We start from the raw sequence: 25,590 nt of genomic DNA on the forward strand, positions 1-25,590 counted from the left end.
GTGACGGCTGACGTGATGTCGCGGCGAGGGGGCCGCGACGGTCAGTCGTCAGAGGGGTCGGTGAGACGAGCCTGCTCCGCGCGGAAGGCATCGCCGACGATCCCCGTGAACTCGTTGAAGCGGGCGTCGACCTCGGCGAGGATCTCATGACCGCGCGGGTCGTTGTTCATGAGATGCGCCGCGACGAAGCCGCCGATCACACCGATCAGGAACCACTGCACGTTCTTCATGTCGCCATCCTTGCCTTTGGCCCGCGTGGGCGCGGTGCCTCCATCGTATGCGGAAACGACAGAAGGCGTCGGGTGACCCCGACGCCTTCTGCGGAAAAGCTGAACTCAGCGAGCTGCGTAGTACTCGACGACGAGCTGCACTTCACAGGTCACGGGGACCTCGGCGCGCTTCGGGCGACGAACCAGGCGAGCCTGGAGCTTGTCGAGCTCGACCTCGAGGTAGCCGGGAACGGGAGGCAGGACCTCGGCGTGACCGCCGGCTGCTGCGACCTGGAAGGGCTCGGTGCCCTCGCTCTTGGCCTTGACGTGGATGAGCTGACCCGGCTTCACGCGGAAGGACGGGCGGTCGACGAGCTGGCCGTCGACGAGGATGTGACGGTGCACGACGAGCTGACGAGCCTGCGCGGTGGTGCGGGCGAAGCCCGAACGCACGACGAGGGCGTCGAGACGCATCTCGAGCAGCTCGACCAGGTTCTCACCGGTCAGGCCTTCCTGACGGCGAGCCTCGTTGAACGTGTTGCGCATCTGCTTCTCGCGGATGCCGTACTGCTCGCGCAGACGCTGCTTCTCACGAAGACGGACGGCGTAGTCGCTGTCAGCCTTGCGCTTGGTGCGGCCGTGCTCGCCCGGAGCGTAGGGACGCTTCTCGAGGTAGCGGGCGGCCTTCGGGGTGAGCGGGATGCCGAGTGCACGGCTCAGACGCACCTTGCGGCGGTCCTGGGACTTCGTGGTCACGAAGTTATCCTTCCGATGACGTGGTCGCGTCTTTCACGACTCACGGACGTATCGTCCGCGTTCTGCCTTGGAGCGCACGCCGGGGCGCCAGCAAGGTGGGGTGTGAACGAGGAGATGCCCGAAAACTTGGTTTCGAGCCGATCCAGTCTAACAGATTCGTGTCACCGGCCGTCGAGGATGCGACGGATGCGCTCCAGGCGGGCCGAGATGTCTCGCTCAGCGCCCAGGTTCTTGGGCTCGTAGTACCGCTTTCCGCGCAGCTCGTCGGGCAGATACTGCTGCGGAAGGATGCCGAACTCGCCGTCGTGCGGGTAGACGTAGCCGCGTCCGTGGCCGAGCCGCTTGGCACCGGGATAGTGGGCGTCGCGCAGGTGCAGCGGCACCCGACCGAACCCGCCGGAGCGGATGTCGGCGATCGCCGCGTCGATTCCCACGTACGCCGCGTTCGACTTGGCGGTCGTGGCGAGGTAGACGGTCGCCTCGGCGAGCGGGATCCGCCCCTCGGGCATGCCGATGAAGGCGACCGCATCGGCGGCGGCGACCGCGATCGAGAGCGCCTGAGGATCGGCGAGACCCACGTCTTCGGACGCCGAGATCACCAGACGCCGCGCGATGAAACGGGGGTCCTCCCCCGCCTCGATCATCCTGGCGAGGTAGTGAAGTGCGGCGTCGGGGTCGGAGCCGCGGATCGACTTGATGAACGCGCTGATGACGTCGTAATGCTCGTCACCCTGGCGGTCGTACCGCAGCAGGGCCTTGTCGACGGCCTGGGCGACATCGTCGGCGGTCGCGGCCGGCACCGCGCCTTCCTTGCCCTTCGACAGAGCGACGGCTGCAGCCGCCTCAAGCCCCGTGAGCGCGCGTCGAGCATCGCCGGACGCCAGTCGGATGAGGGCAGCACGCGCGTCATCGGCGAGAGTGACCGCGCCGTTGAGTCCGCGCGCATCGGTCACCGCCCGATCGACGAGCAGTCCGACGTCGTCGTCTGTCAGCGGCTGCAGGGTCAGGAGCAGCGACCGCGACATCAGCGGCGAGATCACCGAGAACGAGGGGTTCTCGGTGGTCGCGGCGATCAGCAGGACCCACCCGTTCTCGACGCCGGGCAGCAGCGCGTCCTGCTGCGCCTTGGTGAATCGATGGATCTCGTCGAGGAACAGGATCGTGGTCTGGCCGTAGACGTCCCGCTGGGTGATCGCCTCCTGCATGACCTCGCGCACGTCTTTGACGCCGGCGGTGATCGCCGAGAGCTCGACGAACCTGCGCCCGGATGAGCGCGCGATCGCCTGAGCGAGGGTGGTCTTGCCGGTGCCGGGCGGCCCCCACAGGATGATCGAGACGGCACCCGGCGAGGTGGCAGCGGGATCGGCCAGGGCGACGATGGGAGAACCGGCGCGCAGCAGGTGCTTCTGGCCCGCCACCTCATCGAGCGACACGGGGCGCATGCGCACGGCGAGGGGCGTCTGCCCGGAGAGCAGTGCAGCTGCGGAGGTCATCCGTCCAGGCTAACGCGGGGCACCGACACTTCGGGCAGAACAGGACGGCGCGATCTCGACGGTAGGCTCTCAGGCGACGTTGCACATTCACGTCGAGTAAGGGAGCACGCAATGGCCGGACGCGGGAAGAGCACGCAGCAGTCGCGCACCGAAGCGGAGCGCGCGCGCCTGCACACAGCCCGCAAGACGTGGCACGAGGGGCAGATCCGCCGCCGCACCCGCGACAACGCGATCGCCGTGGTCGTCGGCGTGCTGATCGTCGCCGGCGCCATCGTGAGTCAGGTCGTGCACGCTCAGGTGAACCCGCCAGCGCCCTCCCCTACGCCGACCGTCGAACCGACCGACGCTCCGCTGCCGTCGGATCAGGCGACCCCTGAGCCCGCGCCCACGGACGCCCCTGCCGAGTGACCCGCTGAGCGACCACCCGGCCACCCTCCCGCGCGTCGTGCGATCTGGGGCTCGTGCTGCTCCGGTCGCCGCTGCGACGCCGCTCAGTACTCGGTGACCGCGAGACGATAGCCCCGCTTCACCACGGTGTGCACGAGCTCGTTACCGCCGAGCGCCTCCCGCAGCCGTGCGACGGCGACCTCGACCGCGTGTCCGTTGCGCTCCGCCCCCGGAAGCACCCCGCCGAGTTCGGCTCGCGAGAGCACGCGGCCCCCTGCCGAGGCCAGTGCCTCGATCAGCGCTGCCGCCGACCGGGAGAGCGGGATGAACGCACCGTCCACGAGGACTCCGCCGCTCCGCACCTCGACGAGTCCGGCATCGGTCGGCAGAGACGGCGCCTTCCCCCCTCCGAAGTGCGCGATGACGGTCCGGGCGAGCGATCCGAGACGCCCCCGGTCGGCGATCGTGGTGCGAAGGTTCGCGGTGTGCAGAGGCGCGGCGGTGATCGGCCCCACGCAGGCGAGCAGGAGGCGCCCCGATTCGGCGCGCCTTCTGACGCTCTCCAGCGCGCCGGATTCCTCGGCGAACGCGATCCACGATGCCGCTCCCGGGGCCGACGTGAACAGCACGGCGTCTGCCTCCCCGCCGGCCGCCTGAAGCGCCGAGCGTCGCACCACGTCCGGGTCCGGAGGAGGGCCCCAGCGGTAGACGGTGATGCTCAGCACCTCTGCGCCGGCATCCGTCAGCAACTCGTCGAGTCCGTCCGCGCCGGCGCCGTGATGCTGCACGAGGATCCGCTTCCCCGCCACTCCGGAGGCGAGGAGGTACTCGCCGACCTCGGCCGATGTCTCGGACTCGGCGACCCAGTCGGCCGTGAAGCCCGCCTGCTGGATCGCACCGTGCGCCTTCGGGCCCCGAGCGACGAAGTGCGCACCCTGCAGGGCTCGGTCGAGCTGCCCGTCGAGGCCGTGCTCGTGCGCGGCATCCATCCATCCGCGGAACCCGACCCCGGTGGTGACGATCACGATGTCCGGTGGAGAAGCGATCACTCGCTCGGTGCGAGCGAGCAGTTCGGCGTCGTCGGAGTTGGTGACGATGCTCAGCGCGGGTGCTCGATGGACGACCGCGCCCCGCCGCTCGAGAGCGGTCGCCAGATCGACCGAGCGACGGTCGGCGGCGACGATGATCGTGCACCCGGCCAGCGCGGAGTCGAGTGCGCGCGCAGTGGTCATGTCATGCTCTCCGCGATCATCGCCGGTGTCGGCAGCAGCAGCCCTGCCCGGGCGACTTCGCCGATCACGATCACGGCCGGATTCACCACCTGGGCCGAGTCCGCATCCGCGGCCGCCTGCGCGAGGGTGCTGCGGATCGTCCGCTGCCTCTCGGTGTGTCCGTTCTCGACGATCGCCACGGGGATGTCCCCCGGCACGCCGTGCGAGACGGCTGAAGCGGCCAGGCGAGGCATCGACGCCACCCCCATCAGGATCACGGTGGTGACGGACGGATCGGACATGGACGCGATCGCGCTCGCGGTGAGGTCGCCGTGGCCGTTGAGGATGTGCACGGCCGACGCGACGCCGCGGTGGGTCACGGGGATGCCCGCGGACTGAGGCACGGAGATCGCACTGCTGACGCCCGGTGTGACACTGACCGGCACGCCGGCGGCCTCGCACGCGAGCACCTCTTCTCCCCCGCGCCCGAGAACGAACGGGTCCCCGCCCTTGAGGCGAACCACCCGATGCCCTGCGAGAGCGCGGTCCACCAGGAGAGCGTCGATCTCGTGCTGCGGCACCGGATGATGTCCCGGGCGTTTGCCGACGTCGATGATCTCGACATGCGGTGGCAGCTCGTGTCTGAGCTCCTCGAACGGACCGAGGCGATCGGCGATCACGACATCCGCCGCCATGAGCAGTCGGTACGCGCGCACCGTCATGAGATCGGCCGGACCCGGCCCTCCGCCGATCAGGTCGACCCTGCCCACTCGTGCGCGTCTCATGGGCCCGTGCTCTCCGGTGGCCCGACGTACACGGTGCCGTCGTCGATCGCGACCGGCCACACCCGCAGCGCCGCAGGCGGCTTGCCGTGGGTCTCGAGGCACTCGCCTGTGCGCAGATCGAAGACCTGCTTGTGCAGTGGAGAGGCGACGGTGGGTGTGTTCCCCCGGCTGCCCACGATCCCGCGTGAGATGACGTGCGCACCCGAGAAGGGGTCGAGATTGTCGACGCCGAGCACCGTCCCGTCGGGAAGGAGGAACAGCGCCACCTGCTGTCCGTCGATGAGAGCCGCGCGGCCCCTCTCGACCTCGAGGTCGCCGATCGTGCAGACCCGCACGTGCGTCGCGGCGTCGATCGCGAGGCTCATCGACGCACCTCCAGCGCGGTCCCGGCGATGAGGACCCCGCCGGTGCGGCGCTCTTCCGCGGTGGCCGGACGGATCTGGCCGCGCTCCGAGACATAGGCGAGCGAAGGATCAGGTGTGTCGGCGGCATTCACGAATGACCGGAACCTCTCGAGCTTGAGGGGGTCGGCGAGGGTCGCCGCCCACTCGTCCTCGTAGCGATCGACGTGCTGCGCCATCGCCTCGTCGAGATCGGCGCAGATACCGAGGCTGTCGTCGAAGATCACGCTTCGGAGGCCGTCGAGACCCCCTTCGAGATCCTCGCACCACGGAGCCGTCCGCTGCAGACGATCGGCCGTGCGGATGTAGTACATGAAGAACCGATCGATGGCCGTGATCAGCCCCTCGTCGTCGAGATCGGAGGCCAGCAGCTGGGCGTGCCGCGGAGTGAATCCGCCGTTCCCGCCCACGTACATGTTCCATCCGGTCTCGGTGGCGATCACGCCGACGTCTTTGCCCCGCGCCTCGGCGCACTCGCGAGCGCACCCGGACACGCCGAGCTTGAGTTTGTGCGGCGCACGAAGCCCTCGATAGCGGAGCTCGAGCTTGACCGCCATGCCGACGGCGTCGAGCACTCCGTATCGACACCACGTCGAGCCGACGCACGACTTCACCGTGCGCAGCGACTTGCCGTACGCCTGGCCCGATTCGAAGCCGGCGTCGACCAGACGTTGCCAGATCAGCGGCAGCTGCTCCAGCCGCGCCCCGAACATGTCGATGCGCTGACCGCCGGTGATCTTCGTGTACAGCGCGAAGTCCTTGGCGATCTGCCCGATCGCGATCAGTCCCTCCGGAGTGACCTCTCCGCCGGCCATCCTCGGCACGACGGAGTAGGTGCCGTCCTTCTGCATGTTGGCCATCACATGGTCGTTGGTGTCCTGCAGCGTGGCGTTCTCTCCGTCGAGCACATGGGCTCCGACGAGGACGGACAGGATGCTGGCGATCGCCGGCTTGCAGATGTCGCACCCGCGCCCGCGCCCGAACCGGTCGACGATCGCACTGAACGTCGTGAGCTGCGCGACCCGCACCGCGTCGAACAGCTGGCGGCGCGAGAGATCGAAGTGCTCGCACAGCGCGTGCGACACGGTCTGACCGAGCTTCGTCAGCTCCTGACCGACGACCTTCTTGACCATCAGGACGCAGGACCCACAGGTGGCGCCTGCCTTCGTGCACCCCTTCACCGCGGCGGCATCGGTGCAGCCCTCCTCGTGCACCGCCTGGCGGATGCGTCCAGCCGTCACGTTGGAGCACGAGCAGACGACGGCCTCGTCCGGCAGCTCGCCGCCGGGCGCCTCATTGCCACCTTCCGGCAGCAGGTACGCGGCAGGGTCCGCCCCGAGCTTCGCGCCCACCAGGGGGCGCAGGGCGCCGTAGGCTGCCGCGTCTCCGACGAGGATCCCACCGAGCAGCGTCTGCGCGTCGTCCGACAGCACGAGCTTCTTGTAGACCCCGGCCACCGGATCGGCATAGACGACGTCGAGAGCGTTCGGAGTGGTCGCCATCGCGTCGCCGAAGCTCGCGACGTCGACTCCCGAGAGCTTGAGCTTCGAGGAGTCGTCGTATCCGGGGAACGCCGCGTCACCGCCGAGGAGTCGGGTGGCTGCGACCTCCGCCATCGCATATCCGGGTGCCACGAGACCGACACAGCGACCCTCGAAGCTGGCGACCTCGCCGATCGCCAGGATGTGCGGGTCGGAGGTCGAGCACCGGTCGTCGATGATGATGCCACCCCGCGGATCCACGAGCATCTCCGCGTTGCGTGCGAGCTCGTCGCGCGGGCGGACACCCACCGTGAAGACGACGACGTCGGCTCTCTCGACCGAACCGTCCTGGAACTCGAGTGCGGTGACCGCACCCGACTCGTCAGGGTCGAGACGCGTCGTGCGCGACTGAGTGCGCACCGAGATCCCTCGCGCCTCGAGCAGTCGCTTGAGCATTCCTCCCCCTGCGGAGTCCAGCTGCGCCGACATCAGGCGATCGGAGTACTGCACGACCGTCGCCTCCACGTCCATCCCCTGCAGTGCGCCGGCGGCCTCGAGACCGAGGAGACCTCCGCCGATGACGGCGCCGCGCAGCGGACGGCCGAGCATCCGGCTCCGCGCCGAGACGAACTCCTTGAGCGAGTGCACATCTTCGAGGGTGCGGTAGACGAAGCATCCTGGCAGGTCGGCCCCGTCGACGGCGACCTTGGCGGCGTAGGAGCCTGTGGCGAGCACGAGCGTGTCGTACGGGATGCTCCTGCGCGATCTGGTCGTGATGGTGCGAGCCGAACGGTCGATCCGCAGCACCCTGTCATCGGCCATGAACCGCACGCGGAAGTCGTCGAAGACCGAGGGATCGAGCTCGAGATCCTCCGGCGTCGCCCCAGAGAAGAATCCGGTGAGACCGACCCGGTCATAGGGCCGGCGCGCCTCGTCGCCGATGACCGTCACATGCATCGGCGTGTCAGCCCGGCTGATCAGGCTCTCGACGAACCGGTGGGCGACCATACCGGCACCCACGACGACGATCTCCTTGGGGGTGAGGAAGACCTCGTTCATACTGCTCCAATCGCCGGGGGACGTCGTGAAGGCGACGATAGGAGCCTGGTGTTTCCCGCATGTGACGCCCGGTGTTTCGTGCGTCGAACGATTCGCTCACAGATCGGTAACGGCCATTGTGAGATCCGACCACCACATTGCAACCTCGCTCTCGTACTAGGCTGAAGCTCGTCCTTTCCGCCTCCCGCGGGCCCTACCGCGCAAGGAGAATCACCGTGTCTGCCACAGAGCCGTCGAAGCCGACTCCCCCCGTTCCCGCTCCCCCGGCTGCGCCCCTGCCGCGAAAGGTGCCGACGCCGGCTGCCGTCGCGCCGGCAGCTGCTGCCGCCAGCGCCGCGTCGTCCTCCGACGCCGCGAAGTGGGGCCGCGTCACAGACGACGGCACCGTCGAGGTCCGCGAGGGCGAGGACTGGCGCGTCGTCGGACAGTACCCTGACGGCACCCCCGACGAGGCGCTCGCCTACTTCGTGCGCAAGTACGAGGACATCGCTTTCAAAGTGCACACGCTCGAGCAGCGCCACCAGGCCGGGGGCGCCTCCGCCGCCGACCTCGTCAAGCAGGCGGGCCATCTTCTCGCCGAGGCGACGGATGCGGCCGCCGTCGGCGACCTCGCCGGACTCCGCGAGCGACTGAACGCCCTGACCTCCTCGCTCTCCGAGGCGACGGCTCAGGAGGCCCAGCAGGCGAAGGAACTGGTCGACAAGGCCATCGCCGATCGCACGGCCCTCGTCGAGCGTGCCGAGGAGATCGCCGCCCGCGACCTGTCGAAGGTGCAGTGGAAGCAGGTCACCGCTGAGCTCGGCGAGCTCTTCGACGCCTGGCAGGCACAGCAGCAGAACGGTCCGCGCCTGTCGAAGGGCGTCTCGCAGCAGCTCTGGAAGCGGTTCCGCGATGCACGCGGCACGGTCGACAAGGCACGCCGCGCGTTCTACTCCGAGCTCGACGACACGCACAAGACCGCCCGCGACGCGAAGACCCGTCTGGTCGAGCGCGCAGAGGCACTCGCACCGCGCGGCGTCGACGGCATCCCTGCGTACCGCACCCTGCTCGACGAATGGAAGGCCGCCGGCCGCGCCGGACGCAAGGCAGACGACGCGCTGTGGGCACGGTTCAAGGCGGCGGGAGACGCGCTGTACTCGGCGCGGGCCGAGCAGTCGGCTGCGGAAGAGGCAGACTCCGCTCCGAAGATCGAGGCTCGCCAGGCTCTGCTCGAAGAGGCGAAGGCCGTGGCCGACGAGCCCAACATCAAGCGCGCCCGCGCGCTGCTCACCGGCATCCAGCGCCAGTGGGACGAGATCGGTCGCATCTTCCCCCGAGACAAGGAGCGGGCGCTCGACGATCGCCTCCGCGTGATCGAGCAGGCTCTCAAGGCTCGTGAAGAAGTCGACTGGAAGAAGAACAACCCCGAGACCAAGGCGCGCGCCAACGACATGAGCTCGCAGCTCCTCGAGGCGATCGAGAAGCTCGAGGCCGAGCTCGCCGCCGCAGAGAAGTCGGGAGACAAGAAGGCCGCCAAGGCCGCAGCGGATGCGCTCGAAGCGCGCCGCGCCTGGCTGAACGCGCTCGGCGGCTGAAATTCTCCACAGATCCTCCGATCGACACGGAACGCGGGGTGCACCGCGCCAGACTGGCGTGATGCACCCCGCGTTCCTGTACCTGCCCGGTGAACGGCTCACGATCCCCGAGCTCAGCGCGGCGAGGATCGACGGGCACCTGGTCGACCTCGGCGAGGGCTACATTCCCGCCGATCTCATCGAGAGCCCGAGCGCGAGGGCGGCTGCGATCGCGGGTCTCGTCCCCGCCGACACAGCTGCCTCCGGTCCATCCGCCGCATGGATTCACGGGGCCGGTGATGCTCCGCCCGCTCGCCACCATGTCAGACGTGCGGTCGGCCACCGCATCCGCGCAGCGCTGCCCCCTCGGGTGATCCTGCACGACACCGCGCTGTCTCGCACGCACATCGAGCTGATCGGCGGGGTGCCCGTCATGACGCCCCAGCGCACGATGGTCGATCTCGCCCTGGGCCTGCACCGCGACGAGTCGCTGCGGCGATGGATGCTGCTGCTGGCCGACACCGAGCCGGCCCTCGTCTCGGTCGCACTCAGCGAGATCGACACCATGATCCGCGTGCCGGGAAAACGGGCCGGTCGCGGTGCACTCGAAAGGCTCCTCGTCAGGACGAGGTGACGCGGTAGACGTCGTACACCGCATCGATGCGTCGCACGGCGTTCAGCACGCGGTCGAGGTGCACGGCATCGCCCATCTCGAACACGAAGCGGCTGATCGCGAGGCGCTCGTCCGTGGTGCTGACCGTCGCCGACAGGATGTTGACGTGGTGCTCACTGAGCACACGGGTCACATCCGAGAGAAGACCCGAACGGTCGAGAGCCTCGACCTGGATCTGCACGCGGAACACGCTCTTGGTCGTCGGCGCCCAGGACACCTCGACGAATCGGTCCTCGTCGCTCTCGAGCGCCTTGACGTTCGGGCAATCCGTGCGGTGCACCGACACGCCACTGCCACGGGTGACGAACCCGACGATCGCATCGCCGGGCACCGGGGTGCAGCACTTCGCGACCTTGACCAGGATGTCGGATGCACCACGCACGAGCACTCCGGAATCGCCGGAGCGGGGCTCGCGCGAGGGCATGCTGCCGGGGAGGTCGATCGGACCTGTGGCGGGGTCGGTCGCCGCGACCAGCGCGGTGACCTTCTCGAGCACCGACTGCGTCGAGACATGCCCCTCGCCCACAGCGGCATACAGGGCCGAGACGTCCTCGTAGCGGAGTTGGTGGGCCACCTCGGCGAACGAGTCCTGGCTCATCAACCGCTGCAGCGGCATGTTCTGGCGGCGCATCGCGCGAGCGATGGCCTCCTTGCCCTGCTCGATGGCCTCTTCACGACGTTCCTTCGTGAACCATCCGCGGATCTTGTTGCGCGCGCGAGTGCTCTTGACGAAGCCGAGCCAATCCTGGCTCGGACCGGCGTCGGGGTTCTTCGAGGTGAAGACCTCGACCACATCGCCGCTCTTGAGCTCCGACTCCAGCGGCACGAGACGGCCGTTGACCTTCGAGCCCATCGTGCGGTGACCGATCTCGGTGTGCACGGCATAGGCGAAGTCGACGGGTGTCGCGCCGGCCGGGAGACCGACCACGCGACCCTTGGGAGTGAAGACGTAGACCTCTTTGGCGCCGATCTCGAACCGCAGGGAGTCGAGGAACTCCCCCGGGTCGGCCGTCTCGGCCTGCCAGTCGGAGATGTGGGCGAGCCAGGCCATGTCGCTGTCCGACGCGCGGACCTCGGCCTTCCCGCCGTTCATCCGCTCCTTGTACATCCAGTGTGCGGCGACACCGTACTCCGCCTGCTGGTGCATCTCATGCGTGCGGATCTGGATCTCGACCGTGCGTCCGGACGGACCGATCACCGTGGTGTGCAGCGACTGGTACAGGTTGAACTTCGGGGTCGCGATGTAGTCCTTGAAGCGCCCGGGAAGCGGGGTCCACCGCGCGTGGATCGCCCCGAGCACGGCGTAGCAGTCGCGAACGGAGGCGACGAGCACCCGGATGCCGATGAGGTCGTAGATGTCGTCGAACTCGCGACCTCGCACCACCATCTTCTGGTAGACGGAGTACAGCTGCTTCGGACGACCGACGACCTTGCCGCGGATGCGCAGATCGCGCAGATCCTCGTCGATCTCCTCGACGACCTGAGCGAGATACTTCTCGCGCTGCGGCGTGCGCTGCGCGATGAGGTTGTGGATCTCGTTGTAGATCTTCGGATGCAGCACGGCGAACGAGAGGTCTTCGAGCTCCGACTTGATCGCCTGGATGCCGAGGCGGTTGGCGAGAGGCGCGTAGATCTCGAGCGTCTCCTTCGCCTTCTTCGCGGCCTTCTCAGGAGGGACGAAACCCCAGGTGCGGGCGTTGTGCAGCCGGTCGGCGAGCTTGATCAGCAGCACGCGGATGTCCTTCGACATCGCGACGATCATCTTGCGGACGGTCTCGGCCTGCGCGCTCTCGCCGTACTTGACCTTGTCGAGCTTGGTGACGCCGTCGACGAGCATCGCGACCTCGTCGCCGAACTCCGCCGTGAGGTCGGTGAGGGCATAGCCGGTGTCCTCGACGGTGTCGTGCAGCAGGGCTGCGGCGATCGCTCGAGGGCCGAGGCCCATCTCGGCGAGGATCTGTGCGACAGCGAGCGGGTGCGTGATGTACGGCTCACCGCTCTGCCGCTGCTGCCCTGCGTGCTTCTCCTTCGCCACGGCGTAGGCGCGTTCGATGACGGCCAGATCGCCCTTGGGGTGATTCGCACGCACCGTGCGGATCAGATTGTCGAGGTCGTTGATCCTGGGCGCGCGGGAGAAGATGCGGGGAACCAGTCGTCTCAGGCTGGAGCCCTGCGACGCCGTCTGCGGTTCCGCCATCCGCTCACCTCCGAATCACAACAGTTTACGCGTGCCCTGCGGGGTGCGGCCCCGAGGAGCGGGGACGATCAGGCTTCTGCGGCTGCGAGGCTTCGCGCCTCGCGGATCTTCGCGTCGCGCGCCGCGATCTGCGGCTCGTTCTCGCGGAACAGCGAGTAGAGCGGAGCAGCCACGAACAGCGTCGAGTAGGTCGCGACCAGGATGCCGACGAAGATCGAGAGCGAGATGTCCGTGAGCGACTCGGCACCGAGCCAGAAGGCGCCGATGAAGAGCACCGCTCCCACGGGCAGGGCGGCCACGACCGAGGTGTTGATCGATCGGACCAGCGTCTGGTTCACCGCGAGGTTGACCGACTCGCCGAACGTCCGAGACGAGTTCTCGCCGTCCTCCGTCGTGTTCTCCCTGATCTTGTCGAACACCACCGTCGTGTCGTACAGCGAATAGGCGAGGATCGTGAGGAAACCGATCACCGCCGGGGGCGAGATCTCGAAACCGGCGAGGGCGTAGACGCCGACGGTGATCACGAGCACATCCAGAAGGCCGACGATCGCAGCCGCGGACATCTTCCAGGTGCGGAAGTAGATGGCGAGGATGAGGAAGGTCAGTGCGAGGAAGATCGCAAGTCCCCACAACGACTGCCTGGTGACGTTCTCGCCCCATGCTGGGCCGATGAACGACGACGTCACGCTGTCGGGTTCCACTCCGAAGGCATCGGCCAGAGCGTTGGAGACCTGCTGGGTCTCATCCGCGCCCATCTGATCGGTCTGCACGCGGATGTCACTGCCGTTGATGACGACGACCTTGGTCGCTGCACCCGGCACGACGGACTGCACTGCGTCGGTCGCGGTCCGCTGGTCGGTGCTGTCGGGCGCCTGCACCGTGAACTGCGACCCGCCGGTGAACTCGATCGAGAACTGGATCGGGCGCAGGAGGGGCACCAGCGCCGAACCGACGACCAGCGCGATCGCGATGATGAACCACAGGCGGCGCTTGGCGACGAACGGGAAAGAGGTCTTTCCCGAGTACAGGTTGTTGCCGAACTCATTCATGGAAGCCATCAGGCATCCCCCTCGCTTCCGGTGCGGCTGGATCTGTCACCGGCTAGTGCTTCGGCGCGCTTGCGCTCTGCGATGGTCTGACGGCGCTCGGCCTCACCCTTGGCCCTGGCGTTCTTCGCACCGCGCCCCGCCGTGGCGGTCGGCACCTGACGGAACTGCGACCGGCTGCGGTACACCGCGCCCAGCGATTCGGGGTCGAGGCCCGAGAGCTTGTGTCCGCCGCCGAAGAACTTCGTGCGAGCGAGCAGCTGCATCACCGGGTGGGTGAAGATCACGAAGATGAACACGTCGATGAGGGTCGTCAGACCCAGTGTGAAGGCGAAGCCCTTCACTGTGGAGTCAGCGAGGATGTACAGCACGACGGCCGCGAGGATGTTGATCGACTTCGAGATGTAGATGGTCCGCTTGGCTCTGCCCCAGCCGTCTTCGACCGCCGAAGTGATCGACTTGCCGTCGCGCAGCTCGTCTCGGATCCTCTCGAAGTAGACGATGAAGGAGTCGGCGGTGAAGCCGATCGAGACGATGAGACCCGCGACGCCGGCGAGCGACAGGCGGAACCCGAGTCGCCACGCGAGGATGCAGATGATGACGTAGGTGAGCACCGCCATCACGGCGATCGAGGCGATGATCACGGTTCCGAGCGCGCGATACACGATCAGCGAGTAGATCGCCACGAGAGCGAGACCGATGAGTCCGGCGATGAGGCCGATCTGGAGCTGCTGTGTGCCCAGGGTCGCCGAGATCGTGTCGGAGCTCTGCACCTCGAAGCTGAGCGGCAGCGCGCCGAACTTGAGCTGGTCAGCCAGGGCGGTCGCGGATTCCTGGGTGAAGTCGCCCGAGATGCTGGGGCGGCCGTCGAGGATCTGCCCGTTCATGCGCGGTGCGCTGATGACGGACCCGTCGAGGACGAAGGCGAACTGGTCACGCGGCGAGAGCTCAGCCAGGCGGTTCTGGTTGAGGCGGGTGCTGACCTCGCCGAATGCCTCGGCGCCGTCTCCGTTCATGGTGAGCTGGACGAGCCACGCGCCCGTCCTCGGGTCACGGCCTGCCGAGGCGTCCGTGATCGCATCGCCCGTGAGCTCGGTCGGTCCCAGCAGGTACTTCGCCTGCCCGGAGGGATCGCACGCGATGAGCGGCTGATCCTTGGGCGCGTTCGAGGGGTCGTTGTCGGGGTTGGCGCAGTCGTAGGCCTGGAACTCTGCGGCCAGCCGGTCTGTCACCCATGCGAGGTCGCTCGCATCCGTCGGCTCGGCCGTCGGCGTCGCGTTCAGCGAGTCGTCCGGAGTCGGATAGGCCGTCTCGTTGCCGTCTTCACCCACGTACTGGTTGGTGCCTGCGGTCGTGGCGAGCACCGGGCGGAACTCGAGCTGCGCGCTGGACTGGATTCGGGCACGCGTCTGCTCGTCGGCGACACCCGGGATCTGGACCACGATGTTGCGGCCGCCCTCCGTGGTGATGTCTGCCTCGGCCACGCCAGACGCGTCGACGCGCTGTCGGATGATCGCCGCCGCCTGATCGAGCTGCTCCGGCGAGGGCGCAGCTCCGTCTTCGGTCTCCGCGCTCAGCACGATCTGCGTGCCGCCCTGGAGGTCGAGCGCGAGCTCAGGAGACCAGGAGCTCTTCTCGAACACGTGGACGCCGAGGGCGTTGATGCCGAAGAGGACGCCCGTCACCAGGAGCAGGCCCATGAGGACCCGCCAGGCATGACGGACCGGGGAAGAAGTGGCCACGTGTGATCAGCTTTCTAAGATGCCGGAGTGCCGAAGTCGTGCAGCGCGAAGACTACTTGTCGTCGGCGTCGCGCTCGAGACGACGACGGGTCTCTTCGGTGGTCTCGATCGCAGGAGCGTCATCGACGATGGGCGCCTCATCGACGACGACGACCGAGTCGTCAGCATCCTCGACGACGGCGTCCTTGGGCTCGACGATGCGGAGGATCGCCTGGCTGTGCACCTCGATGACCGTGCCGGGCGCGATCTCGACGAGCGCGGGCGAGTCGAGGTCATCGTGGTCGTACGCCACGATCGTGCCGTAGAGACCGCCCTGCAGAAGCACCTTGACACCGGGAACCGTCTTGGTGGCCTTCTCCTCCTGCTCCGCCTTCATCTGCTTCTGGCGCTTGCGTCCGTTGACGAACATGAACACGACGAGCACGGCGAGAAGGCCGAAGAGGAGGATTTCCATGGGCATGGTGGCGAAGGGCCTTTCTCAGGTGCGCGCGCCACAGACGGGCGCGCAGTTCTATCGGGGGAAGTCTTCAGTGATTATAGGTCATCAAGTCGAAGCGCCCCATCGGGGTGCGCGATCCCCAGGTGGGCGTAGGCCTCCGGCATGGCCACTCGACCACGCGGTGTCCGGCCGAGGAATCCGATGCGCACGAGGTACGGCTCGACCACGCTCTCGACGGTCTCCGCCTCCTCGCCGACAGCCACCGCGAGCGTGCTGAGGCCGACCGGCCCGCCGCGGAAGCGACGCACGAGAGCCTCGAGCACGGCGCGGTCGAGACGGTCCAGGCCGATCGGGTCGACGTCGTAGAGCTCGAGCGCGGCCCGGACCCCGTGCAGCGAGGCCTCCCCGCCGCCGTGGACGAGCGCATAGTCGCGCACCCGTCGGAGCAGGCGGTTCGCGATTCGCGGTGTACCCCGCGAACGGCGGGCGATCTCAGAGAGCGAATCCCGCGGCAGATCGACGCGCAGCATGAGAGCGGAGCGATCGATGACGCGCTCGAGTTCCGGTTCGTCGTAGAACTCGAGGTGGCCGGTGAATCCGAAGCGGTCGCGCAGCGGGTTCGGGAGCAGACCCGAGCGAGTGGTGGCGCCGACGAGCGTGAACGGGGCGAGGTCGAGCGGGATGCTGGTCGCTCCCGCGCCTTTGCCGACCATGATGTCGATGCGGAAGTCCTCCATCGCGAGGTACAGCATCTCCTCTGCAGAGCGTGCCATTCGATGGATCTCGTCGATGAACAGCACCTCGCCGGGCACGAGACTCGAGAGCAGGGCGGCGAGGTCGCCGGCGTGCTGGATCGCCGGTCCGCTCGAGAGTCGCAGCGGGCGCTCGCTCTCATGCGCGACGATCATCGCCAGCGTGGTCTTGCCGAGTCCGGGAGGACCCGCGAGCAGGATGTGATCGGGCGGACGGTTCTGGATCCGCGCCGCATCGAGCAGGAGCTGGAGCTGCCCGCGCACCTTCTGCTGACCGACGAACTCGCCCAGGCTCGTGGGGCGCAGAGCGCCCTCGATGGCGAGCTCGGTGTCGTCCGCCGGCTCGGCGGCGTCGCGGACGTCAGACACGCGCCGGCCCCAGGAGAGCCAGAGTGCGGCGCAGGAGCGGCGCGACAGACGCGCGCTCTGCCTCGGACGCCTCGGCGGCCGTCTGCGCGGCGGCCTCGGCGGCGACCTTCTCGGACCACCCGAGGCCGACCAGCGCGGCGGTGACCTGATCGACGACATCGACTGGGCCGGTCTTCACCGGCTTCGACCCGGCGCCGACGGGGTGCACCTTGCCTGCGAGCTGGAGGACGATGAGTTTGGCCGTCTTCGGTCCGATACCGGAGACACGCCGGAACGGCGCGTCGTCCTCGCCGGTCACGGCCTCGGCGATCTGGTCGACGGTGAGGTGCGAGAGCACCCCGAGCGCCGACTTCGGTCCGACGCCCGTGACGCTGATGAGCAGTCCGAAGATCTCCAGCTCGCTGCGATCGGCGAATCCGAACAGAGACAGGGAGTCCTCGCGGACGATCAGGCTCGTGTGCAGCAGCAGCTTCTCGCCGACCGTCGCGGTGTGCGCGACATCGGCGGGAACGGCGACCGAGAATCCGACGCCACCGACGTCGATGATGACCTGATCGGCGGTCGAGTGGAGAACAGCGCCGTGCAGCGAGGAGATCATCCGACCAGCCTACGCACCGGATCGTAGATATGTTCGAGCGACACGCTCCGCATCAGCCCACGCCTTCTGCGCCGGTGTCAGCGACTCCTGCCCTGGTGCGCCGGCGGCGCCGCGTCGCCATGCGTGGCAGAGGGCGATCGCCAGCGCGTCGGCGGCATCCGGCGGTTGCGGAGGAGCATCCAGGCGGAGGATGCGCGCGATCATCGCCTGCACCTGGCGCTTGTCGGCCGAACCATAGCCGGTCACCGCCGCCTTCACCTCGCTCGGAGTGTGCATCGCTGCGGGAAGACCGGCCTCGGCCGCGAGCAGCAGCGCCACGCCGCTCGCCTGCGCCGTGCCCATCACTGTGTGGGTGTTCTGCTGTGCGAAGACCCGCTCGACGGCGACGGCGTCGGGCCGATGGGTCTCGATCACCTCGCGGATGCCGGCCGCGACCAGCGCGAGCCTCTCACCGATCGGCAGATCGGGCTCGGAGCGGATGACCCCGACGTGCACGAGTGTGCCCCGACGAGCCCGATCAACGTCGACCACACCGACACCGCACCGGGTGAGACCGGGGTCGATGCCGAGCACGCGAAGCGAGGAGGAGGTCACTCCCCCAGGCTATGCGTCGCCCCGGATCCCGGGGCGACGCCGCGCCTACGCGTCGTCGTTCTCGAGCTCGGCCTGCACCTCGGGCGTGAGGTCGAAGTTCGTGAAGACGTTCTGCACGTCCTCGCTGTCTTCGAGCGCGTCGATGAGGCGGAAGATCTTACGGGCGGTGTCTGCGTCGATCTCCACCTTGAGGTTCGGAACGAACTCGACGTCGGCGGACTCGTAGTCGATTCCCGCCTCCTGAAGGGCGCTGCGCACGGTGACGAGATCGGTGGCCTCGGTGATGATCTCGAAGCCTTCGGCGTGCGGCTCGATCTCTTCGGCGCCGGCCTCGAGAGCGGCCATCATCACGTCATCTTCGGTGGTCCCCTCGGATCCGACCACGATGACGCCCTTGCGGCTGAAGTTGTAGGCGACGCTGCCGGGGTCCGCGAGCGTTCCGCCGTTGCGGCTGAGCGCGGTGCGCACCTCGGCCGCCGCGCGGTTCTTGTTGTCGGTCAGACACTCGATCATCATGGCGACGCCGTTGGGGCCGTAGCCCTCGTACATGATCGAGGTGTATTCGACAGCCTCGCCACCGATGCCCGCTCCGCGCTTCACCGCGCGGTCGATGTTGTCCTTCGGGACCGAGGTCTTCTTCGCCTTCTGCACGGCGTCGAAAAGGGTCGGGTTGCCCTGCAGGTCAGCTCCGCCCAGCTTTGCGGCGACCTCGATGTTCTTGATGAGCTTGGCCCAGGACTTCGCGCGCCTGGAGTCGATGATGGCCTTCTTGTGCTTCGTGGTGGCCCACTTGGAATGCCCGGACATTATTCTCCGCTCGTCGTATCCGCCGTGGGCACTGCCCAGGGCGTCGTCCATTCTATCGAACCACGCCCGTGAGCTGTGGCGGACGTCCCACCCGTTTCGCAGGGAGGGCGGTCCACACCCTCTGGCATCACGGGAAGCGCAGGTGTAGTCCTGACTCATGGACGAAAGAGCCGTCGATGACAGAACCCGCGGCCTCGAAGCCGCACACCGCGCAGCAATCGACTTTCTCGGGTCGCTCGACGAGAGACCCGTGTGGCCGAGGGCGACCCTTGACGAGATGATGTCGGCGTTCGGTGGTCCGTTGCCCGAGGAGGGCACGGATGCCGCGAGCGTGATCGAGGAGATGGCACGACGGGGTGATCCGGGCCTCGTCGCGATTCCGGGAGGCCGCTTCTTCGGGTTCGTGATCGGCGGCACCCACCCCGCCGCTCTCGCCGCAGACTGGCTGGTGTCGACCTGGGACCAGAACTCGGGGTCGGCGACCCTCACCCCGACGACGGTCGCGATGGAGCGCATCGCCGGACAGTGGATGCTCGACCTGTTCGGACTGCCTGAGAGCGCGAGCGTCGGTTTCGTCACGGGCGGCCAGATGGCGAACTTCACGTGCTTGGCGACAGCGCGCAACGCCGTTCTCGCACGAAGCGGCTGGAATCTCTCCGAGAGGGGGCTTCGGCTCGCACCCGCCGTGAGATTCGTCGTCGGCGCCGATCGCCATGGCTCGATCGATCGGGCGGCTCGGTTCCTCGGGATAGGAACCGACGAGCTGGTCGTGATCGAATCGGATGACCAGGGGCGCATGAGACCCGAGGCCCTGGAGCACGGCCTCGATCAGGCCACGGGGCCGCTCATCGTCTGCCTTCAGGCGGGCGAGGTGCACACCGGCGCGTTCGACGACTTCGCCGCGCTCATCCCGATCGCGCACGAGCACGGTGCGTGGGTGCATGTCGACGGCGCGTTCGGGCTGTGGGCCGCGGCGTCGCCCTCGCTTCGCCGCCTGACCGAGGGGATGGGTCTGGCTGATTCCTGGGCGACGGATGCGCACAAGACCCTCAATGCTCCGTACGACTGCGGAATGGCGATCGTCCGCGATCCTGCAGACTCGATCGCCGCGTTCCGCACCGGCGGTGACTATCTCGTCTTCACGAGCCTCGATCCCTGGGATGTCACTCCGGAGCTCTCCAGGCGGGCCAGAGGCGTGCCCGCCTGGGCGGCGATGCGCAGCCTCGGGCGCCAGGGAATCGCGCGTCTCATCGACGCACTGCATGAGAACGCCATCGCGATGGCATCCGGACTCGCCTCGGTCGACGGCATCCGCATCCTCAACGACGTCGACTACACCCAGGTGATGTTCCGACTCGACTCCGACGAGGCGACGCGAGCCCTCGGCGAGGCCGTGCTCGCCGAGGGCACAGCTGCCCTGACAGGCGCCGCGTGGCGCGGTCGCGCGGCGCTGCGATGCTCGATGTCGTCCTGGGCGACGACCCGAGACGACATCGATCGCACAGTCGGCGCGATCCGAACACTCGTGGCGGGCTGATCCGACTCGCCTCGATCACTCGCCCCGATCACTCGCCCCCGGCCGGCAGGCCTACCTTCGGACGAGCCCAGGAGCGACCGCGGGTGTCCTTCAGGATGTCGTACTCCACGTCGACGTGCGGTTCGATCGCGCTGTACTTGTCGTTCGGCGCTCCGATCACGAGCTGGAAGCCGAGACCCCGCCACGCGCCGATCGCACGTTTCGTGAAGTGCGCATCCGCCTTGATCAGGGCCTCGTCCATGAACACCGGCGCGTACCGGGGACGCTCGGCTCCCGCGTCGCCGAGTTGGTATCGCAGCGCGGCGCCCACGATGAACGCGACGAGCTCCTGCGACTCTCCACCTGACTTCTCACCGATGTGGTCGTAGAGCGCGACGTGCTCCCGGGTCGTGGCATGGATCCGCTCCGCACTCACCCGCACGTGGTTGCGCACGTCGATGAGCTCGGCGAAGTCCGGTGCCGTCCGCCGCATCCGAGCGATGAGACGACTCATCCTCCGGTAGACGCTCTCACGATCGGCGTCCGTCCCCGCCGTGTCGATGAGGCCGCGCACCTCGCGCAGCTCCTTGCGGAATCGTCTGCGCGCTTCCGACTGATTCTCGCGCGGCGTGATCTGGAGGCGGTGCTCGTCGTCGTAGAACGGCAGCTCCTCCATGATCCGGTTGATCGGGTCGATGCGATTCTTGATCTCACGCAGCGCGCGCCCGAGCGTCGAGTCCAGACTCGTCAGATCGTTTCCGGAGAGCTTGAGAAGGCTGTCCCGCCACTCGGACTCCAGCTCGTGCAGGCCGTTGGTCTCCAGCGCATCGAGGATCCCCTCGAACTCCGCGACCGACTCGTCGGGGTCGGGCAGGATCGTGAGGGTGTCCCAGCGCTCGAGGAACCCGGTCATCAGGCGTCGCATCTGCTCGCGCTGCTCGGCGTGCGCCGTGGCCGCCGACGTGCGGTCCTCGAGCAGCCTGGTCGCGGCGGTGCGCAACGCGGAGTCGAGATGGGCGAGTCGCTCTGACGCCGTGACGCTGACGGAAGCCTCCGCACCGAGGAAGCGCGCGTCGAGGAAGGAACGGTGCCGCTCCTCGAGCGCGATCTCCGCCGCCTCCGCCGCATCGACGATCCGCTGAGAGGCGTCGACCTGGTCCGTCACTTCGACCCAACGGTCCTGAGCGAGCGTCAGGTCGCCCCCGAGACGGGCGCTCTCGTCACGCAGACGACCCGCCCGCTTCCTGAGTTCCTCAGCCTGGGAACGCAACTCGGCGATCTTCGGGTTCTCGACGGTGACCTCCGCCTCGACCGCGAGCCAGCGCGCACGCTCCGCCGCGACGGCCTCGACGTCGATCTGCTCCCAGGTGAGATCCTCGATCTTCGCGTGCGCCTTCGCCGTGGCCTCGATCCGGTCCAGGTCCGCCTCCGCTTCGGCAGCCGCCGAGGACGCGGCATCTCGTCGGATCTCGAGCTCGGTGACCTGCTCGTCGAGTTCACGCAGACGGCGTGCGTTCGAGAATCCGAGCAGGTTCGTGCGGCCATGCCCGCCGTGGGACCCCCGGTCGCCCTGCGACACCTGTCCCGTGATCGTCAACGCGCGAGGATGCTCGGCGAGCTCGGCCGAGGAATCGACGCAGACGTACTCGAACCGCTCGCGGAGTCGCTGCTGGAGCCACCCGGTGAAAGGTGTCGACCGATGCTCGAGTCGACCCGGAAGCGTTCTCGGGTCGGCCGGCCGCGACTCGGCGAGACCGGTGTGCACTCCCTCGTAGCTGATCCGCTCCGTGGTGCGCACCGAGTCGATGGCCGCGCGGAATCGTCCGAGGTTCGAGACGTCGATGAGCAGTGTCCGTGCGAACCCGCCGAGCGCCAGGTTGAATGCTTCCCGCCAGGGCTCGAACTCGGTGCGCACTTCGATCAGCTCGCCGACGAACGGCAGATCCGTCGGGGCGAGCCCGGCGGCCTGAGCGAGCAGGACTCTCGATTCATGCAGATGTGCGGGGATGCTACCCCGCAGGTCTCGGGAGCGGTCCCGCTCGGCACGCACCTGCGCGAGTTCGGTCTCCACGGCTCTGCGAGCGGACTCGGCGTCGGCGAATGCCGCGCGTGCGCCTCGGATCCCTGCCTGCGGGAGCTCCCGTCCGATACGGGTCAGCAGGCTCTCGAACGCGGCCGCGTCGTGCACCTCGATGCCGAGCTCGCCGGCGACGGCGTCGAATCGGGACCGCTCACGCCGGACATCTTCGAGACGGCGCTCGACGCCGCGCAGTTCGCGCTGGGCGGTCTCGAGGCGATCGCCTCCGGATTGCCGCAGGACGTCCAGAAGACCCTCGCGCTCGCTGTCCGCGGCGGCGATGAGGGCGTTCTTCTCGCGCACGGCCAGCTGGAGGGCGTGGGTTCTGTCGCGGAGATCCGCCTCCACTTCGCGCAGCAGGTCGAGACGACGCTCTGCGCTCCAGAGAGCCGCGAGCGAGGTCGACTCGGAGAAGACCCCGACCTCGTCCACGACCCGCATCCGCTCCGATGCCTCCTCGATGCGCCGGGATATCCCGCGGATCGGCTCGAGAGCCGCCACCTGCTGCTTGGCGACCAGCATCCGCGTGCGTGTGCTCTCCAGCTCGTCGAAGTGAGCGACCACCGCGTCCGCGGTCGCCATCGTCTCGGGTTCCTCGAGCACGAGCTTCTTGTACAGATCGTCCACCGTGGTGATCTGCTGCCCCGCCTGGATGCGGGCGAGAAGACTGATCGCCTTCGCCCCGGAGCCGGCCGCGCCGATGCCGAGCACGGCGTGCAGCCGGGCCGAGAACTCGCGGTCGGTCGCGACGGGGTCGAGTCCGACGGCTCGCACCGACGTGTCGGTGAGGCGGTGAGTCGCGGCGCGTTCCAGCTGCGCGAGGTCGAATGCGCCGTCGACCGTGGCTCGCACTCTCGTGGTGTCTTCGAGCGTTCGCGCGTCCGCAGGGATGTACCACGCGCGGACCGCCGTGAAGCGCGAGCCGTCGTGATCCAACCAGGTCATCGAGACGGCGCTCCAGGTGTCCTCGCCGTCACCGCGCAGCACCCGGAGCTTCGTGCCCTCGTCCGTTCGGGACTCGTCGATCTTGCCGCGCCCGTACGACAGGATGTTGCGCTGCTCATCGCCCCGCGGACGCCCCGTGACACCGCCGTTCGAGGCGCCGTTGAACGGCGTCGTGTGCGGCATCATCAGGGCGATGTAGCCGTCCATGAGCGTGGATTTTCCAGACCCCGACCCACCGCACAGCAGGGTCGCATCCGGCGAGAACCGCACCCGGTGCGGCCCCCCGTCGTATCCGCCCCAGTTGATGAGCTGCAGCTCCTCGGCCACCCACTGCTGGCCGCGGGAGCTCGCGGGGATCATCCCGAAGAGCGTGTCCATCATCGTCATCGCGCCACCACCGCCTGGGCTCGCAGCCACTCCCGCAGCTCCTTGAGCGTCTCGGCGCTGAGCACCACCTCGACGAGCGCGGTGATCCGATACCGCCCGCTGGTCTCCTCCTGCACGATGCCCTCTCGGTCCAGCCGGTCCAGTGCGCTGCGGATCGCCCTCTGCTGCTTCGCGGTTCCGCCGTCGGTGTCGGCGAAGTAGCTGAGGACGGTCTGCTCGACGTCTTCGATGTCGATCCGCACGGATCCCTCGCCGGACGCCGACTCGCGCTGGTAGACGGTTCGCAGGTGCACCAGCACCAGCGTCTCGGCCCGCGAGTACGGCGAATCCTTCAGCAGGACCGGCATCTCGACCTCATCGGAGCGCAGCTGCTGCTTGTAGGCGAATCCGCGTGCGTGATCGATGATCAGCCGCAGGTAGATGTCGTTGAGCCGCGACTCGATGACGTGCTGGTGCTCGATCAGCAGCGTCCACTCGCGCCGGTTGCGCTCCATCGAGATGAAGCGGCGCTGCAGAAGGTGCACGAGCACACGTCTGATCTCGGGGTCGAGCGTGCCGCGGTCACCCGGGAAGTGCGCCTCGAGGTCGTCCTCCATCGCCGTGGGGGCTATGAACCCCTCGTCGGCGACCGCCGTGGTGAGGTCGTCGTCACTCATCTGCATCCTCTTTCGTGCTGCGGGCGATCACGGCGCCGAAGGCGAAACGGCGAGTCGTCCCGTCAGGCCTCAGCGCTTCCACCGTCGAGATCCCGTCGCCGTCAGCGAGGCCGTTGCGGTGGGCGATCTCGAGCAGGCCGAGGAGGTCGACCGGGCGTCGAGTCGCGTCGGGCACCGCCCGGAACGCCTCGGCGAGATCGAACTGCGCCCCGAGACCGGCGACGTACTCCTCGAGCTCGGCATACCTCGGACCACCCCAGGCACGCGTGTCGTGATCGAGGAAGTCGACGTCGTCGGCATCCGTGAGCGGGGCCGGAGCTCGCGGCGGGCGGATGTCGCTGGTCGTCTGACGGAGATGCCCGAGGTCGGCGAGCGGCATGCTGCGCACAGGATCGACCACCGCGGCCGGACCCGACCACCCGTGGAGTCCTGCGATGACGTCGCGGAGGAGGTCGTCGATCTGACGGTCACGCAACGGGTCGTGGGTCTTCACCTGCCCGGTGATGACATGTGAGGCGCGGCGCTGTGCGGCCAGCACCTCCTCCACCCCCAGCTCCACGCGTCGCGCGATCGCATCGAGCTCGGCACGCTGCGTACCGTCGAGCATGCGCGCGAACGGCTGGTCGAGGAGTCCGCGGAGCTGCTCAGTGAGGGCGTCGATGCGCTCGGGGTCGCCGATCAGACGCAGGGCACCTGCGAAGGCACGCCCCTCCGGGGTCGACTGCATCACGTCCTGGGCGCTGGAGATACTCGCGCAGCACCTCGCTCGTCGGCCGCTCGTCCCTCCGGAGGTGGGCGACGACGTCGCGCTGCATCGCTCTGAGCGACTCGGCGACCCTCGTGAAGTCGGCGGGGAGCTCGCGCGCCAGATGAAGGACGTTCTCCGCCTCCTCGAGGAGTTCCTCGTCATCCGCAGGCTCCGCGCGTCCGGAGTCCTGGATGCGAGCGATCTCCGCATCGATGACGTCGCGCTCCGCCTGCAGCCGGGAGAGGCGACGAACCGGGTCGACCTCGGCGCTCACCGAGAGATGCTCCACGGCATCGAGCAGGGTGCGCACACGGGAGTTCGACACTCGCGTTCGCCCGCCGCCGGTGCGGCCGGATATCTCGAGCGCGGCGACGGCGTGCGCCGACAGGCGATAGACCTCGATGTCGTCGTCGATCTGCTGGATCAGCCAGCCGAGGCGCACCCAGTTGCGGCATACGTCGCGTCCGCTGCCGGACGGCAGTCTTCTGTCGTCCTCGTCGTAGCCCGCCGCGCGGAGCTCATCCAGCACCTCGGCCAGCTCGGCATGCGCATCCGCCACCGCGACCGATGCCCGGTCGGCGTTGAACAGAAGGGTGAGCGACGCGACGACGAACGGAGCGAATCGGCCGTGGAGAAGATCGAGTGTCGGTGTGCTGAATGCGGTGATGGCACGCGCGTACGCGGTCTCAGCCCTGGATCCAGTCACTCG

Annotated in this window: 23 protein-coding genes; 4 read left to right on the forward strand and 19 right to left on the reverse strand. The window is 68.2% G+C overall.

From position 1 onward, the window contains the following. Positions 1 to 41 precede the first annotated feature (41 nt). The 3 genes from MRBLMI13_RS04365 to MRBLMI13_RS04375 form a co-directional block, all read right to left on the reverse strand. The gene (locus tag MRBLMI13_RS04365) at positions 42 to 230 is read right to left on the reverse strand and encodes a hypothetical protein (RefSeq protein ID WP_056376937.1); all 189 of its coding nucleotides are present in this window, start codon (positions 228 to 230) and stop codon (positions 42 to 44) included. A 105-nt stretch (positions 231 to 335) separates the two neighbouring features. Beyond that, positions 336 to 965, reverse strand: a complete 630-nt coding sequence (gene rpsD, locus MRBLMI13_RS04370; protein ID WP_052492801.1) for a 30S ribosomal protein S4 — start codon at positions 963 to 965, stop codon at positions 336 to 338. A 161-nt stretch (positions 966 to 1,126) separates the two neighbouring features. Further along, positions 1,127 to 2,458, reverse strand: a complete 1,332-nt coding sequence (locus MRBLMI13_RS04375; protein WP_367820172.1) for a replication-associated recombination protein A — start codon at positions 2,456 to 2,458, stop codon at positions 1,127 to 1,129. Positions 2,459 to 2,569: 111 nt separating this feature from the next. Between MRBLMI13_RS04375 and MRBLMI13_RS04380 the strand changes: the two genes are divergently transcribed. Further along, positions 2,570 to 2,866, forward strand: coding sequence for a hypothetical protein (locus tag MRBLMI13_RS04380; protein WP_309688681.1), 297 nt, complete (start codon positions 2,570 to 2,572; stop codon positions 2,864 to 2,866). 83 nt (positions 2,867 to 2,949) lie between these two features. Here the strand turns inward: MRBLMI13_RS04380 and MRBLMI13_RS04385 are convergent, their stop codons facing one another. The 4 genes from MRBLMI13_RS04385 to nirB are packed head-to-tail and all read right to left on the reverse strand — an operon-like array spanning position 2,950 to position 7,782. After that, on the reverse strand, positions 2,950 to 4,077 hold the full coding sequence (locus MRBLMI13_RS04385; protein WP_367820170.1) for a uroporphyrinogen-III synthase: 1,128 nt from the start codon (positions 4,075 to 4,077) through the stop codon (positions 2,950 to 2,952). After that, a complete protein-coding gene (gene cobA, locus MRBLMI13_RS04390; protein ID WP_367820168.1) occupies positions 4,074 to 4,841 on the reverse strand; it encodes a uroporphyrinogen-III C-methyltransferase in 768 nt (255 codons plus the stop codon). The genes MRBLMI13_RS04385 and cobA overlap by 4 nt, the downstream gene beginning before the upstream one ends. Next, on the reverse strand, positions 4,838 to 5,206 hold the full coding sequence (nirD, locus tag MRBLMI13_RS04395; RefSeq protein WP_367820166.1) for a nitrite reductase small subunit NirD: 369 nt from the start codon (positions 5,204 to 5,206) through the stop codon (positions 4,838 to 4,840). The genes cobA and nirD overlap by 4 nt, the downstream gene beginning before the upstream one ends. Continuing rightward, entirely contained in the window at positions 5,203 to 7,782 is a 2,580-nt protein-coding gene (gene nirB, locus MRBLMI13_RS04400) for a nitrite reductase large subunit NirB (protein WP_367820164.1), read from the reverse strand. Before nirB ends, nirD begins: the two co-directional genes overlap by 4 nt. 215 nt (positions 7,783 to 7,997) lie before the next feature. Here nirB and MRBLMI13_RS04405 point away from each other — a divergent pair, with 215 nt between their 5' ends. Beyond that, positions 7,998 to 9,356: a DUF349 domain-containing protein gene (locus MRBLMI13_RS04405; protein ID WP_079112825.1), complete on the forward strand. Its 1,359-nt coding sequence runs from the start codon at positions 7,998 to 8,000 to the stop codon at positions 9,354 to 9,356. A 61-nt stretch (positions 9,357 to 9,417) separates the two neighbouring features. Continuing rightward, on the forward strand, positions 9,418 to 9,969 hold the full coding sequence (locus tag MRBLMI13_RS04410; RefSeq protein WP_367820161.1) for a hypothetical protein: 552 nt from the start codon (positions 9,418 to 9,420) through the stop codon (positions 9,967 to 9,969). Here MRBLMI13_RS04410 and MRBLMI13_RS04415 read toward each other — a convergent pair. The 8 genes from MRBLMI13_RS04415 to MRBLMI13_RS04450 form a co-directional block, all read right to left on the reverse strand. Further along, positions 9,956 to 12,205: a RelA/SpoT family protein gene (locus MRBLMI13_RS04415; RefSeq protein WP_042540575.1), complete on the reverse strand. Its 2,250-nt coding sequence runs from the start codon at positions 12,203 to 12,205 to the stop codon at positions 9,956 to 9,958. The two genes, MRBLMI13_RS04410 and MRBLMI13_RS04415, sit on opposite strands and share 14 nt — an antisense overlap. A gap of 68 nt (positions 12,206 to 12,273) precedes the next feature. After that, positions 12,274 to 13,263: a protein translocase subunit SecF gene (gene secF, locus MRBLMI13_RS04420; protein ID WP_042540578.1), complete on the reverse strand. Its 990-nt coding sequence runs from the start codon at positions 13,261 to 13,263 to the stop codon at positions 12,274 to 12,276. Beyond that, positions 13,263 to 14,993, reverse strand: coding sequence for a protein translocase subunit SecD (gene secD / locus MRBLMI13_RS04425; RefSeq protein WP_309688701.1), 1,731 nt, complete (start codon positions 14,991 to 14,993; stop codon positions 13,263 to 13,265). Before secD ends, secF begins: the two co-directional genes overlap by 1 nt. A 52-nt stretch (positions 14,994 to 15,045) precedes the next feature. Then, complete coding sequence (locus tag MRBLMI13_RS04430; RefSeq protein ID WP_042540582.1) at positions 15,046 to 15,447, reverse strand: preprotein translocase subunit YajC; 402 nt, start codon at positions 15,445 to 15,447, stop codon at positions 15,046 to 15,048. Positions 15,448 to 15,527: 80 nt separating this feature from the next. Continuing rightward, the gene (gene ruvB / locus MRBLMI13_RS04435; protein WP_042540584.1) at positions 15,528 to 16,553 is read right to left on the reverse strand and encodes a Holliday junction branch migration DNA helicase RuvB; all 1,026 of its coding nucleotides are present in this window, start codon (positions 16,551 to 16,553) and stop codon (positions 15,528 to 15,530) included. After that, on the reverse strand, positions 16,546 to 17,151 hold the full coding sequence (ruvA, locus tag MRBLMI13_RS04440; protein ID WP_042540586.1) for a Holliday junction branch migration protein RuvA: 606 nt from the start codon (positions 17,149 to 17,151) through the stop codon (positions 16,546 to 16,548). The genes ruvB and ruvA overlap by 8 nt, the downstream gene beginning before the upstream one ends. Positions 17,152 to 17,160: 9 nt before the next feature. Continuing rightward, a complete protein-coding gene (gene ruvC / locus MRBLMI13_RS04445) occupies positions 17,161 to 17,745 on the reverse strand; it encodes a crossover junction endodeoxyribonuclease RuvC (protein WP_367820155.1) in 585 nt (194 codons plus the stop codon). A 45-nt stretch (positions 17,746 to 17,790) separates the two neighbouring features. Continuing rightward, positions 17,791 to 18,552, reverse strand: a complete 762-nt coding sequence (locus MRBLMI13_RS04450; RefSeq protein ID WP_042540590.1) for a YebC/PmpR family DNA-binding transcriptional regulator — start codon at positions 18,550 to 18,552, stop codon at positions 17,791 to 17,793. Positions 18,553 to 18,829: 277 nt separating this feature from the next. Between MRBLMI13_RS04450 and MRBLMI13_RS04455 the strand changes: the two genes are divergently transcribed. After that, positions 18,830 to 20,089 (forward strand): pyridoxal phosphate-dependent decarboxylase family protein, encoded by a 1,260-nt coding sequence (locus tag MRBLMI13_RS04455; RefSeq protein ID WP_367824960.1) that lies wholly within the window; start codon positions 18,830 to 18,832, stop codon positions 20,087 to 20,089. A gap of 28 nt (positions 20,090 to 20,117) precedes the next feature. Here the strand turns inward: MRBLMI13_RS04455 and MRBLMI13_RS04460 are convergent, their stop codons facing one another. From MRBLMI13_RS04460 to MRBLMI13_RS04475, 4 genes are read right to left on the reverse strand one after another with little or no spacing between them, the layout of a single operon-like run. Then, a complete protein-coding gene (locus MRBLMI13_RS04460; protein WP_367821329.1) occupies positions 20,118 to 23,477 on the reverse strand; it encodes an ATP-binding protein in 3,360 nt (1,119 codons plus the stop codon). Further along, a complete protein-coding gene (locus MRBLMI13_RS04465; protein WP_079113980.1) occupies positions 23,474 to 24,133 on the reverse strand; it encodes a DUF4194 domain-containing protein in 660 nt (219 codons plus the stop codon). Before MRBLMI13_RS04465 ends, MRBLMI13_RS04460 begins: the two co-directional genes overlap by 4 nt. Continuing rightward, the gene (locus tag MRBLMI13_RS04470) at positions 24,126 to 24,860 is read right to left on the reverse strand and encodes a DUF3375 family protein (RefSeq protein ID WP_367820151.1); all 735 of its coding nucleotides are present in this window, start codon (positions 24,858 to 24,860) and stop codon (positions 24,126 to 24,128) included. The genes MRBLMI13_RS04465 and MRBLMI13_RS04470 overlap by 8 nt, the downstream gene beginning before the upstream one ends. Continuing rightward, the gene (locus tag MRBLMI13_RS04475; RefSeq protein WP_367820149.1) at positions 24,778 to 25,587 is read right to left on the reverse strand and encodes a DUF3375 family protein; all 810 of its coding nucleotides are present in this window, start codon (positions 25,585 to 25,587) and stop codon (positions 24,778 to 24,780) included. The genes MRBLMI13_RS04470 and MRBLMI13_RS04475 overlap by 83 nt, the downstream gene beginning before the upstream one ends. Positions 25,588 to 25,590: the final 3 nt, after the last annotated feature.

It is taken from the genome of Microbacterium sp. LMI13-1-1.1 (assembly GCF_040815625.1).
In the GTDB taxonomy this organism is placed as follows: domain Bacteria; phylum Actinomycetota; class Actinomycetes; order Actinomycetales; family Microbacteriaceae; genus Microbacterium; species Microbacterium forte.

Excerpts from the sequence above, each read along its gene's own strand:
- MRBLMI13_RS04365 (WP_056376937.1), bottom strand. The coding sequence starts at position 230 with ATGAAGAACGTGCAGTGGTTCCTGATCGGTGTGATCGGCGGCTTCGTC.
- MRBLMI13_RS04375 (WP_367820172.1), bottom strand. The coding sequence starts at position 2,458 with ATGACCTCCGCAGCTGCACTGCTCTCCGGGCAGACGCCCCTCGCCGTG.
- MRBLMI13_RS04380 (WP_309688681.1), top strand. The coding sequence starts at position 2,570 with ATGGCCGGACGCGGGAAGAGCACGCAGCAGTCGCGCACCGAAGCGGAG.
- MRBLMI13_RS04385 (WP_367820170.1), bottom strand. The coding sequence starts at position 4,077 with ATGACCACTGCGCGCGCACTCGACTCCGCGCTGGCCGGGTGCACGATC.
- cobA (WP_367820168.1), bottom strand. The coding sequence starts at position 4,841 with ATGAGACGCGCACGAGTGGGCAGGGTCGACCTGATCGGCGGAGGGCCG.
- nirD (WP_367820166.1), bottom strand. The coding sequence starts at position 5,206 with ATGAGCCTCGCGATCGACGCCGCGACGCACGTGCGGGTCTGCACGATC.
- nirB (WP_367820164.1), bottom strand. The coding sequence starts at position 7,782 with ATGAACGAGGTCTTCCTCACCCCCAAGGAGATCGTCGTCGTGGGTGCC.
- MRBLMI13_RS04410 (WP_367820161.1), top strand. The coding sequence starts at position 9,418 with ATGCACCCCGCGTTCCTGTACCTGCCCGGTGAACGGCTCACGATCCCC.
- MRBLMI13_RS04415 (WP_042540575.1), bottom strand. The coding sequence starts at position 12,205 with ATGGCGGAACCGCAGACGGCGTCGCAGGGCTCCAGCCTGAGACGACTG.
- secF (WP_042540578.1), bottom strand. The coding sequence starts at position 13,263 with ATGGCTTCCATGAATGAGTTCGGCAACAACCTGTACTCGGGAAAGACC.
- MRBLMI13_RS04430 (WP_042540582.1), bottom strand. The coding sequence starts at position 15,447 with ATGGAAATCCTCCTCTTCGGCCTTCTCGCCGTGCTCGTCGTGTTCATG.
- ruvA (WP_042540586.1), bottom strand. The coding sequence starts at position 17,151 with ATGATCTCCTCGCTGCACGGCGCTGTTCTCCACTCGACCGCCGATCAG.
- MRBLMI13_RS04450 (WP_042540590.1), bottom strand. The coding sequence starts at position 18,552 with ATGTCCGGGCATTCCAAGTGGGCCACCACGAAGCACAAGAAGGCCATC.
- MRBLMI13_RS04455 (WP_367824960.1), top strand. The coding sequence starts at position 18,830 with ATGATGTCGGCGTTCGGTGGTCCGTTGCCCGAGGAGGGCACGGATGCC.
- MRBLMI13_RS04460 (WP_367821329.1), bottom strand. The coding sequence starts at position 23,477 with ATGACGATGATGGACACGCTCTTCGGGATGATCCCCGCGAGCTCCCGC.
- MRBLMI13_RS04465 (WP_079113980.1), bottom strand. The coding sequence starts at position 24,133 with ATGAGTGACGACGACCTCACCACGGCGGTCGCCGACGAGGGGTTCATA.
- MRBLMI13_RS04470 (WP_367820151.1), bottom strand. The coding sequence starts at position 24,860 with ATGCAGTCGACCCCGGAGGGGCGTGCCTTCGCAGGTGCCCTGCGTCTG.